9 protein-coding genes are annotated in these 11683 nt (G+C 68.9%); 5 read left to right on the forward strand and 4 right to left on the reverse strand.

Annotated features, from left to right (window positions below; translation table 11 throughout):
- Nucleotides 1-10 precede the first annotated feature (10 nt).
- Nucleotides 11-1030 (reverse strand): LacI family DNA-binding transcriptional regulator, encoded by a 1020-nt coding sequence (locus O7613_RS01650; RefSeq protein WP_282291647.1) that lies wholly within the window; start codon nucleotides 1028-1030, stop codon nucleotides 11-13.
- 257 nt (nucleotides 1031-1287) lie between these two features.
- Between O7613_RS01650 and O7613_RS01655 the strand changes: the two genes are divergently transcribed.
- The 4 genes from O7613_RS01655 to O7613_RS01670 all read left to right on the forward strand — a co-directional run bounded on the left by O7613_RS01655 (nucleotide 1288) and on the right by O7613_RS01670 (nucleotide 6954).
- Nucleotides 1288-2571, forward strand: a complete 1284-nt coding sequence (locus O7613_RS01655; RefSeq protein ID WP_281584547.1) for an extracellular solute-binding protein — start codon at nucleotides 1288-1290, stop codon at nucleotides 2569-2571.
- Between the two features lie 77 nt (nucleotides 2572-2648).
- Nucleotides 2649-3656, forward strand: coding sequence for a sugar ABC transporter permease (locus tag O7613_RS01660; protein WP_282291648.1), 1008 nt, complete (start codon nucleotides 2649-2651; stop codon nucleotides 3654-3656).
- A complete protein-coding gene (locus O7613_RS01665) occupies nucleotides 3653-4513 on the forward strand; it encodes a carbohydrate ABC transporter permease (protein WP_282291649.1) in 861 nt (286 codons plus the stop codon). The genes O7613_RS01660 and O7613_RS01665 overlap by 4 nt, the downstream gene beginning before the upstream one ends.
- On the forward strand, nucleotides 4510-6954 hold the full coding sequence (locus O7613_RS01670; RefSeq protein WP_282291671.1) for a glycoside hydrolase family 2 protein: 2445 nt from the start codon (nucleotides 4510-4512) through the stop codon (nucleotides 6952-6954). The genes O7613_RS01665 and O7613_RS01670 overlap by 4 nt, the downstream gene beginning before the upstream one ends.
- 57 nt (nucleotides 6955-7011) lie before the next feature.
- On the opposite strand, the gene O7613_RS01675 is transcribed toward O7613_RS01670, so the two are convergent.
- Together O7613_RS01675 and O7613_RS01680 are read right to left on the reverse strand one after the other, a co-directional pair.
- On the reverse strand, nucleotides 7012-8295 hold the full coding sequence (locus O7613_RS01675; protein ID WP_282291673.1) for a hypothetical protein: 1284 nt from the start codon (nucleotides 8293-8295) through the stop codon (nucleotides 7012-7014).
- The gene (locus O7613_RS01680; RefSeq protein WP_282291675.1) at nucleotides 8241-9125 is read right to left on the reverse strand and encodes an inositol monophosphatase family protein; all 885 of its coding nucleotides are present in this window, start codon (nucleotides 9123-9125) and stop codon (nucleotides 8241-8243) included. Before O7613_RS01680 ends, O7613_RS01675 begins: the two co-directional genes overlap by 55 nt.
- A 283-nt stretch (nucleotides 9126-9408) precedes the next feature.
- Between O7613_RS01680 and O7613_RS01685 the strand changes: the two genes are divergently transcribed.
- Complete coding sequence (locus tag O7613_RS01685) at nucleotides 9409-10122, forward strand: trypsin-like serine protease (RefSeq protein WP_282291677.1); 714 nt, start codon at nucleotides 9409-9411, stop codon at nucleotides 10120-10122.
- Here the strand turns inward: O7613_RS01685 and O7613_RS01690 are convergent.
- A complete protein-coding gene (locus tag O7613_RS01690) occupies nucleotides 10062-11474 on the reverse strand; it encodes a stress response protein (RefSeq protein WP_282291679.1) in 1413 nt (470 codons plus the stop codon). The genes O7613_RS01685 and O7613_RS01690 overlap by 61 nt on opposite strands.
- Nucleotides 11475-11683 lie beyond the last annotated feature (209 nt).

The raw sequence follows: 11683 nt of genomic DNA on the forward strand, positions 1-11683 counted from the left end.
CTGAACCGGTTCAGTGGGTGCGGGGTGGTGCGGTGCTGCCGCGCGGTGTGAGGTGGGCGGTCTCGTCCTGCGCGCCTCTCACCTCCGCGCCGGCGATCACGGCGAGGAGTTGCCGGGCGGCGTGCGCGCCGTACGCCGGGATGTCCCGGCCGAGCGCGGTCAGCGGCGGGTGGACGAGCCGGCAGAGCGGCGAGTCGTCCCAGGCCACGATGGACAGGTCGCCGGGGACGGCCAGGCCCATCTCCTGGGCCACGGAGAGCCCGGCAATGGCCATCACGTCGTTGTCGTAGATCACCGCGGTCGGGCGGTTGGCGGAACTGAGCAGCCGGCGGGTGGCCCGCGCGCCCTCCTCGCCCGTGTAGTCGGACCAGACGGTGCTCGCCTCGTCCAGCCCGAGCCGGGCGCACACGTCGGTGAACGCGTCGGTGCGGATCTCGGTGTGCAGCAACGTCGGCAGCCCGCCGACCCGGGCGATCCGCCGGTGCCCGAGCGCGACCAGGTATTCCACCGTCTCGACCAGGGCCGCCGCGTCGTCGGACCAGACGCTTGCCAGGCCGCCGGTGTGTCCGGGGCCGCCGATGACCACGGCGGGCAGTTGCAGCTCCTCCAGCGCGGGCACCCGCCGGTCGTCGGTACGCAGGTCGCAGACGAAGACGCCGTCCACCCGGCGCTCGGCCCACCACCTGCGATAGACCGCGATCTCGGCGTCCTGGTCGGCGACCACCTGGAGGGTCAGCGCGTACGAGCGGGCCGACAGTTCGGCCTCGACGCCGCTGATCAGCTCCATGAAGAACGGCTCGATGCCGAGTATCCGGGCGGGCCGGCACAGCGCCAGCCCGACCGCCTTGGCGGTGGCGCCGGAGAGCGCCCGGGCGGCGCTGCTCGGGCTGAACCCGATCTCGGCGGCGATCGCCAGGATGCGCTGCCGGGTCGCCTCGGAGACGCCGGGTTGCCCGTTCAGCGCGTACGACACCGCGCCCTTGGAGACTCCGGCGCGCCGGGCGACGTCGGCGATGGTCGGCCGCTTCACCGAAGCGTTCCTCCCCTGTTGTCCGGCCCTCGCGGGCGCTTCTCGACCGCCGGGGTGGCCGGCGGGTGTGACGCTACTGCACCGGTGCGCCCCTCCAGGCCGCGGGACTGAACCACACAGTTCGGTACTGGGTGCGGTTCAGTGCTGTTAACCGGCCGTTGACACTGCCAGGGGCGGACCGTACGGTGGCGTCACTTATCCGGTTCAGTCAACGTCTCTCGATATCGGGAGCGTTCCCATTTGGCGCGGAGGATGGCATGAAACGGTCCTGGACGCACTGGGCGCGCACGGCCGCCGTCGGTGCCCTCAGCCTGGTCATGGTCGCCGCATGCAGCGGCAGGAGCACCACCGGCGGCTCGGACGCGGCCGACGGTCAGGTCACCTTGAAGATCAATTTCTGGGGCGACTTCGGCCTCCAGGACCTCAAGACCAAGTACGAGGCCGAGCACAAGAACGTCAAGATCCAGCTCAACTCGGGCGAGTACAACGCCCAGCACGAGGACCTGCAGAAGAAGCTCGTCGCCGGCAACGGCGCGCCGGACATCGCGGCGATCGACGAGGGCTTCATGGTCCAGTTCCGCAGCCAGTCCGACAAGTTCGTCAACCTGCTCGACAAGGGCGCCGGGTCGTACGAGAGCAAGTACCTGCCCTGGAAGTGGAAGCAGTCGCTGTCCGCCGACGGCAAGACGCAGATCGGCCTCGGCACCGACGTGGGTGGCCTGGCCATGTGCTACCGCACCGACCTGTTCTCCGCCGCCGGCCTGCCCACCGATCGCGACCAGGTCTCCGCGCTCTGGCCCACCTGGGACAAGTTCATCGAGGTCGGCCAGCAGTACACCGGCAAGACCAAGAAGAAGTTCCTCGACGCCGGCACCAACCTGTTCAACCCGGTCCTCGGGCAGCAGCAGGTCGGCTTCTACAACGACCAGGAGCAGCTCCAGATGGACGGCGGCCCGAAGGTCGCCTTCGACTACACGGTCAAGGCGGTCGACGCCGGCCTCTCGGCCAACCTGGTCAGCTTCCAGGCCGACTGGGACAAGGGCTTCACCAGCGGAGCGTTCGCCGTGCTGGCCTGCCCGGCGTGGATGCTCGGCCACATCAAGGACACCGCGCCCGGCACCGAGGGCAAGTGGGACATCGCCGCGGTGCCCGGCGGCGGCGGCAACTGGGGCGGCTCGTTCCTCACCATCCCCAAGCAGGGTAAGCACGTCGACGAGGCGTACAAGCTGCTGGAGTGGCTGGTCGCGCCGGAGCAGCAGATCGAGATCTTCAAGAAGGTCGGCAACCTCCCGTCGCAGCCGGCGCTCTACACCGACCCGGCCATCGCCGACTTCAAGAACCCGTTCTTCAACGACGCCCCGGTCGGTCAGATCTTCCCGAAGATGGCGCAGGGCCTCACCCCGCAGTACCTGGGCAAGAAGAACGGCCCCACCCGGGTCGCGGTGGAGAACGTCATCCGGCGGGTGGAGAACAAGTCGCTGAAGTCGGACGCCGCCTGGAACGAGGCGGTCAAGGAAGCCGAGAAGGCGGCCAAGTCCTGACGCCCCACCGGCGCCGGAGCGGGACCTGACCCGCTCCGGCGCCGCCCGCCCACCCGCCTCGGCTCTGGAGTGAACCGATGTCCAGCACCCCTGCCGCGCCCGCGCCGCCGAGCCGCCGACCCGCGCGAGAACGCGATGGGGCCGACGACCGGCGACTGACCTGGCGCAACCGGCTGTACCGCTTCGACATGCGCTACATGCCGTACCTCATGATCGCGCCGTTCTTCCTGCTCTTCCTCGTGTTCGGGCTCTTCCCGCTGCTGTTCAACGCGGTGGTCTCGCTGCGTAACTACCGCCTGGACGACCCGACGTTGCCCTACTGGGCGGGCGCCGAGAACTTCAGCCGGCTCATGGCCGACGAGGACTTCTGGAACGCGCTCTACAACACGTTCGGCATCTTCCTGCTCTCCACCGTGCCGCAGCTGCTGCTCGCGCTGCTTGTCGCCTCGCTGCTCAACCGGAAACTGCGGGCGCAGACGTGGTGGCGGGTCGGCGTGCTGCTGCCGTACGTGACGCCGATCGTGGCCTCCAGCATGGTCTTCAGCGTCTTCTTCTCCCGCGACTTCGGCATGGCCAACTGGGTCCTCGGCCTGCTCGGCATCGGCGGCGCGGACGACCCGATCGACTGGCGGGCCGACAAGCTGCACGCCTGGATCGCCATCGCCACCATGGTCAACTGGAAGTGGATCGGCTACAACGCGCTGCTCTACCTGGCCGCCATGCAGTCCATCCCGCGCGACGTCTACGAGGCCGCCGCCATCGACGGCGCCAACCAGTGGAAGCAGCTCTGGCGGATCACCGTCCCGATGATCCAGCCGATCGTCCTGTTCACCGTGATCCTCTCCACCATCGGCGGGTTGCAGCTGTTCACCGAGCCGATGCTCTTCGACCCGAACGCCCAGGCCGCCACCGGCGGGCCGAACGGTGAGTGGCAGACCATCGCCCAGCTCATCTACAAGGTCGGCTGGAAGGACCTCAACCTCGGCTACGCCGCGGCCATGTCCTGGGCCCTGTTCCTGATCGTCCTGATCGTCGCCGGCCTCAACTACCTGCTGACGAACCGACTCTCGGGAGGTCGTCGGTGACGACACGACGTGTGGTGGCCCGGGCGCCGCAGGACACCCCGGCCGGCCTCTGGACCTACCTGCTGCTCGCGGTCAGCATGCTGTTCGCCGCGTTCCCGCTCTACTGGATGTTCGTCATCGCCACGAGCAACGACGAGGCGCTGGCGAAGCTCCCCCCGGCGATCGTCCCGGGCGACAGGTTCCTGACCAACGTCGACGAGGTCTTCTCCCTCCAGGACGTCTACTTCGCCGCGTCGCTCGTCAACAGCGTCATCGTGTCGACGGTGGTGACCGCCTCGGTGCTGTTCTTCTGTTCACTGGCCGGGTTCGCGTTCGCCAAGCTGCGCTTCAAGGGCAGCAGCGCGCTGATGGTCTTCGTGGTGCTCACGCTCACCGTGCCCAACCAGCTCGGCATCGTCGCGCTCTACATCGTGATGGGCAAGCTCGGCTGGAACGGCACGCTGCTCGCGGTCATCGCCCCCGGCCTCGTCACCGCGTTCGGCGTGTTCTACATGCGGCAGTTCATCGTGAACACCGTCCCGGACGAGCTGGTCGAGGCGGCCCGGGTCGACGGCGCCACGACCATGCGGGTGTACGCCACCATCGTGCTGCCCGCGATCCGCCCCGCCCTCGCCGTGCTCGGCCTGCTCACGTTCGTGGCCACCTGGAACGACTTCCAGTGGCCGCTGATCACGCTCAGCGGCACCGACTTCCCGACCTCCATGGTGGCGGTCTCCGACCTGGCCAGCGGCAACTACGTCATCTACCGTCGGGTGCTGGCCGGCGCGCTCATCGCCACCGTCCCCCTGCTGCTCATGCTGTTCATCGGTGGACGCCAGATCGTCCGCGGAATCATGGAAGGCGCGGTGAAGTCGTGAGCCGTCCCACGCTGCTGCACGAGGGCTGGACGCTGCGGGCCGAGCCCGGCCCGGCGGTGCCACCGGAGATCGCCGGGGCGGCGGTGCCGGCGACCGTCCCCGGATGCGTGCACACCGACCTGCTGGCCGCCGGCCTCATCCCCGACCCGTACCTCGACGACAACGAGAACCGGCTCACCTGGATCGGGCGCACCGACTGGGTCTACCGGACCACGTTCGCCTGGCAACCCGGCGACCGCGCGGACCGGGTGGACCTGGTCTGCGCCGGCCTGGACACGGTCGCCACGGTCACGCTCAACGACGTCGAGGTCGGCCGCACCGAGAACCAGCACCGCGGTTACCGCTTCGACGTCCGGTCGCTGCTGCGCCCCGGCGACAACACCCTGGCCGTACGCTTCGACTCGCCCTACCGCTACGCCGAGGCGCACCGGGACCGGCTCGGCGACCGGCCCAACGCGTACCCGGAGCCGTTCCACTTCATCCGCAAGACCGCCTGCAACTTCGGCTGGGACTGGGGACCGACGGTGGTCACCGCCGGCATCTGGCAGCAGATCGGCCTGCACGCCTGGTCCACCGCCCGGCTCGCGTCGGTCCGGCCGCTCGTCACGGTGGTCGACGGCGCCGGCCGGGTCGAGCTGCACGTCGAGGTCGAGCGGGCCGCCGACGAGCCGCTCACCGTCCGCGCCGCCGTCGCCGGCGTCACCGCCGAGGTCACCGTGCCGGCGGGACAGCGGGCCACCGCGCTGACCCTCACCGTGCCGGACCCCGCGCTGTGGTGGCCGGTCGGGTACGGCGACCAGCCCCTGCACGACCTGGACGTGACCCTGCACGCCGCCGACGGGCGGCACCTGGACGCCGCGTCCCGCCGGATCGGCTTCCGCTCGATCCGCCTCGACACCACGCCCGACGACCACGGCACCCCGTTCACGCTCGTCGTCAACGACGTGCCGGTCTTCGTCAAGGGCGTCAACTGGATCCCCGACGACGCCTTCGGAAACAGGGTCACCCGGGACCGCCTGGCGCAGCGGTTCGGCCAGGCGGTCGACGCCAACGTCAACCTGCTGCGGGTCTGGGGCGGCGGGCGCTACGAGTCGGACGACTTCTACGAACTGGCCGACACGCTCGGGCTGCTGGTGCAGCAGGACTTCCTCTTCGCCTGCGCGGCGTACCCGGAGGAGGAGCCGTTCCGCACCGAGGTCGAGGCGGAGGCCCGGCAGCAGGTGTCCCGGCTCGCCGGGCATCCGTCGCTGGTGCTCTGGACCGGCAACAACGAGAACATCTGGGGCTGGCACGACTGGGACTGGCAGGAACCGCTCGCCGGCCGCACCTGGGGACGGGGCTACTACCTGGAGCTGCTGCCCGCGATCGTCGACGAGCTGGACCCGACCACGCCCTACTGGCCGGGCAGCCCCTGGTCCGGCCGCGACGACCTCCACCCCAACGACCCGGCGCACGGCACCATGCACATCTGGACCGTCTGGAACGACGACGACTACACCAGATACCGCGAGTACGTGCCGCGCTTCGTCGCCGAGTTCGGCTACCAGGGGCCACCCGCGTACGCGACGCTGCGCCGGGCCATCTCCGACGAACCCCTCGCCCACGACTCACCCGGCATGGCCCACCACCAGAAGGCCGCCGACGGGGACCGCAAGCTCCAGCGCGGCCTCGACGCCCACCTGCCGCCGCCCGCCGACTTCGACGACTGGCACTACCTCACCCAGCTCAACCAGGCCCGCGCCATCCAACTCGGCGTCGAACACTTCCGCTCGCACCGACCCGTCTGCATGGGCACCATCGTGTGGCAGCTCAACGACTGCTGGCCGGTCACCTCCTGGGCCGCCGTCGACGGCGACGGCCGACGCAAACCCCTGTGGTACGCGCTGCGCCGCGCCTACGCCGACCGGCTGCTCACCGTGCAACCGCGCGACGGCGGGCTGGCGCTGGTCGCGGTGAACGACACCGCGCAGGCGTGGACCGCGCCGGCCACTGTCACCCGGGTCACCGTCACCGGGGAGCCGAGGGCGAAGACCTCGGTCGACCTCGACGTCCCGGCGTACTCCACGGTGGTGTTGACCTTGCCGGCGGAGCTGGCGCGGCCGGACGAAGGTCGGCGTGAGCTGCTGGTCGCGGAGGCCGGCGACACCGCGGAGCGCGCGCTGTGGTTCTTCGCCGAGGACCGCGACATCGACTGGCCGGCGGCCGAGTGGGACGCGAGCGTCGAGCCGGTCGACGGCGGCCAGCGGATCGTGGTGACCGCCCGCACGGCGTTGCGCGACCTGACGCTGTTCCCCGACCGGCTGGACCCGTCCGCGCAGGTCGACGCGGCGCTGGTGACGTTGCTGCCGGGCGAGAGCACCGTCTTCACGGTGCGCGCGCTCGCGCCGCTGGACGCGGCGGCGCTCACCCACCGCCCGGTGCTGCGCTGCGTGAACATGTAAGGCGGGGCCCCCGCTTAACGCATTCGGTATAGGCGGGGGCCCCTATTAACCGTCGCGTCAGCGTCCGGCCCGCTTCCACGCCCGGTAGAACTCCTTGTACAGGAAGCGCTGTACCGGCGTGCCGGTGGCAGCCATCTGTTTGCCGATCACCCGGGCGCCGATCCACATTCCCGAGACCTTTGGTATGCCCGGCACCGACTCGGCCACGGACGCCACGCCGTTGACGAGTTCCTGCTCTACCGCCGACAACGCGATCTTGCGAAACCCGAGGCGTTCGAGCAGTTGCTTCTTCGCCTCGTCGATGTCCCGTGCCAGGCGTAGATAGTCCTCGTCGGTGACGCACCTGGCGACGGCCGCTCGCAGATCAGCCGCCTTCTGCCGATATTCGCCGATGCGGCTGACGACCAGGTCGACCCACGCGTTGTCGCCCAGCCTACCGGTCTCCGAGGCCTGCCAGAGCCGGCCACCGAGAAGCGGTAGTTCCAGCTCGAGCAGCCGCACCTGATGAGTGTCGCTCTCACTCGCGGCAGTGGCGAGCGACTGGTGGATGCCGCGAATAGCCTTGATGACGTCGAGTACGACTCCCTCGGCCGCGCCCTCGCGGGACAAATCGAAGGTGAGGAGGAAATCTCTTCGGAGGGGGTGTGCCTGGTAGGAAAGGCCGGTGGCATCCGCCCTCGACCGATACTTGAGCCCGCGGGCAAGGGTGGCCGCGACGTAGACCTCCTCCCCAGGCGGGGCCATCGACCGTAGTGGCCCCCGTAGGACGATCGAAGCCGCCCTCGCCCACTCACCGAAAGGATCATCCTCCACACCGTCGGAGGTCGCGATCCGATCGGCGTGATGGCCGGCGACGCGGACGTGTGCGGCCTGGAACGTGGACCACCCGTGGATGCGCCTCGACAGCGAGTTACGGGTGCCGGGCATGGCATCGTCACAGGCGAGTGCCTGCTCGATGAACTGCCCGAGCGCCCGGCTTCCCTGCCAGCTCTGCAGATCCTGAAGAGCGGACTCCTCGGCGGTCCGGGCGGCTTGGCTCTCATCGGCGTCCAGTTGCAGCGGATGGAGCAGCTCGGCCTCTGCCAACGCCCGGAGCAGGAGAGGCTTGGTGCCGAAATCCGCAGCGGTGGGTTGCGCGAGCACCGGATGGGCGACCCACACCCGTTTCATGAAGATCAATGACTGGATCAGCTCGACGAACGCCTGTCGCGCGAACGGATCGCCGGGTTGCCCGTGGCGGTTCTGGGCGGAGACGAAGTCATCGGCACCGATGATCGATGTGACGTCTACGAGGACTTCGGTGTTTCGGTGCGGGAGTTCCGCGCTACCTCCACGAACCACTTGACTGCCTCCGGGCGACCCATGACGGTGCTGGCGAAAGTCGGTTCTGGCTGAGCGAGCGTCTCGATGGACACCGGTAGACGCTTGTTTCCATCGATGTCCGTAGACATTAGACCGACGATCTCACCCAGGCACAAGCCCGCCAAGCCGTCCCAGACCTTCTGCCGCCCGCGGTGGAAGAGGTCGAAGCGCGGTGAGCCCTCGACGAGGTCGGTGAGATCCAGCGCTGTCCGAAGCATGTCGAGCGTCTGTGACGTGGTGCGGGTCTTCAGCCGATATCCGGCCTTGATCATGGCCGACTCGTGACGCGGTGCCTCGGACGTCGAACTGCGTGTCAGGGATGCGACAAGTGCGGGCTCCGGACTGTTGTTGAGCGTGGCGGGTCGACCGTTGACCAGGATCGTGTTGTCGGCTCGGGACGCGTGCACGATCACCGGCGCGCGACCGGTGCCGAGTTCGGGGGCGACGATGAGCGCAGCCACCGGCTCCCGCCGCTCCAGCAGACAGACGACGGAGCAGAACTCGGTGCTCTGCGGTCGGACGAACTCCGCCGTGCCGTCGATCGGATCGATGATCCAGATCCGATCGGGTTCCTCGTCGACGGCGGGCCGCCAACTACCACTACCTGATTCCTCCGCCAGCACGCGGGCCGCAGGATCCAGGGCGCGGATCTTGGCGATGATCATCCGCTCGACTACGAGGTCGGCCTCCGTGAGCAGAGTCTGGTCGGCCTTCTCCCGCACGGCGATTTCCGTGACCCGGGACCGGTAGGCAGCAAGGGTGCTTAGGAGGTCCGTCGCCAGCCCGGACCACAGCTGCTCAAATTTCATCGACACTCCTACCCGCCCCGGTGGGACAAGCCTGCCAACGGAGGCCCCATCCTCCCACCACTTCTCCCGTCTGCGGAAAGGCTCGACCGCGCTCGCCACGGAGGGCTTCGAGAGGACGTCGACACGGTGGTGTGACCCGACGAGAACCGGCGCTGGCGCCAACCAGCCCTGACTCCGTCATCACCGCGAAACCGCATTGTCATCCAGTGCTTCTGCCGACTGTGCGCGGAATTGATTATGGTCACCTGATCAATACCAATGACTGGATGGGAGAACCTTGTTGATGATCGTGCGCTTGATCCGTTCAGGTGTCGCAGCCGCTGCGGCGGCCGGCCTCGCGTTCGCGCTGGTGCTCGCCGGCTCGACCCCGGCGTCTGCCATTTTCGGTGGCACCACCAGCGGGGTGCTCCGCGGCCAGGTCAACATCTGGGCCGACTCCGGAACGAGATACAAATGCACCGGCACCCTGATCGGCCAGCGTTGGGTGCTCACCGCCAAGCACTGCTTCGACGGTGAGGACCCCGACAGGTTCCAGATCTGGACCGGCGACCGCAGACCGAAGTACGGCGAGGGGGTCCCGATCATCGGCTGGGCGCCCAACGACAAGTACGACGTCGCGGTGCTGCATCTGCGGTGGTCCGTGCGCAACGTGAACCTCATCGCGAAGTACAACGCCAACTCGCTCCTGAAGACCGGCATCACCGTCGCGGTGCGGGGCTGGGGTCGGGATCAACCATCCGTGCCCTCGTCGGCGCCGACTCCGTCGCTCCGGGTCTGTTCCCTGTCGGTGGACGGGTCCGCCGTGGACCACATGCGGCTGATCCCCATCGACGGCATTCCGGTGAAGGGAGATTCGGGCGCGGGCGTCTGGGCGGGCGACCGCGTCTATGGGATCTACTACTCGTACGCGCCGGACTATTCCTACGGCTATGCCATTCAGACGTCGGTGGTCGCCGGCTGGATCGAAGGCTTGACGGACATCCCGGGAGTGGGGTGAGGCGAGGTGTCGAGTTCCGGGCTGTCCTGGGATGAGATGGCGGTGGAGACGAGACTGGCGGCGACCGGCTGCACGGGCGTGACGTCGTCCGGCGTGCGAAGGCGTGGCGGTGCGGGCATCCACGGCTTCAGGTTCTGGATAATCTGCTCGTAGAAGTCGTCGATCGCGTGCAACACCGAATCGATGAAGGCACCCCGCCCGCTGCCCCGCTTGGTTCCCGCCGCCGTGCTCTGCGCGACCCGGAATGCCCGCAGCTCACGGGCGGGATCGGTGACCAGCGTGGTGGGCTCGGCGCGGACCTGCCGCAGGAGATCCGTGGCGCCACCGCCCCGGGCGTGCATGACGAACGCCTCGATCCGTACCGTCTCCGGCGCGTCCTTCAGTTGGCGGATGAGCCAGTTCACCCTCGTGGTCGGTCGGCCGGTGCGGGGAGCGTCCACGTCGACGTGGCAGACGATCTGCCCGGCCCGCAGATCGGCGGTGACGTGAAGGTGGCCGACCGCGCCCGGAATCCGGATGCTGCCGGTCAGCGTGCCCGTGGTGACGAGTTGGTTGACGAGCGACTGGGTGCGTACCGCCGGATCGGCGAGGTCACGGCGGCTCAGCGCGGGCGTGACGTCGGTGCCCAACTGCCGGCCGAGGCGCAGGCAGGCGTAGCGGATCAGGGCGTCGAATCGGCCGGCCACCTCCGCCGCGCCGCCGTCGCCGGCCCGCAGCGTTCCCGCCGACACCCCATCTCGTACGGGGACCCAGGCCGGCCCCATGTCGCTGAACTCCAGCGCACCCGAACGGGGGTGCTCCAGGTATCGGATCAGCTCACCCAGGACCCATGCCTGGTCCGGGTCGGCGACGCCGCGGTACTCCTTCTGGATCACCGCCTGGGTCAGGATCTCCGTCCAGGGCAGGTGGAAGAGCGCGACCTTGCGCAGCTTCCGGCGGTCGATAGTGGTCGGATGCTGGCCCGGAACGGGGGCGATCTCGTTGGAGATCGTGATGAGGGCGTCGAAGCCCTGCTCCCGGGCGATGTCCAGGTACGCCTCCAGTTGCTCCGACTTCAGCGCGTTGCTGCCGGTCTTCACCTCGACCAGCGCGGTCCACTGCCGCTGACCCCGCGTGACGCGGACGAGGCCGTCCGGGAAGAGCTGCTGGTTGCCGAGTTTGAACGGCACCTCGATGAACGTCTGCACCGTGCCGGCCGGCGCGCCGAGGGACTGGGTCAGGACCCGCCCGAACTCCCGTACCGCGCTCATCACTGCCAACAGTGCGGACGTCGCCCGGCGTTCCTGCTCCTCCGCGCCATTGATACCGGAGGTGGGGATCAGGCGGGCGGCGAGCCAGGTCTCCTCGGACATGCGATGACTCCTCGTGAAGGCGGTGGTACGAGAAGTTACTCGCGGGCCGGCCCGGAAAGCGGCGTGACCGTTGGCGCGTACGCACGGAAAGAGTTGACCGGTCGGGCGCCGGGCGATCCGGCCGGGCCGGATCGGGCTGCCGGACGGAGACGCCCGCGTCAACGTTTCGGGCCCTGCTGCGGCTTCTGTCCGGTAGCTGACTGCGGGCC

Source organism: Micromonospora sp. WMMD975 (genome assembly GCF_029581215.1).
GTDB lineage: Bacteria > Actinomycetota > Actinomycetes > Mycobacteriales > Micromonosporaceae > Micromonospora.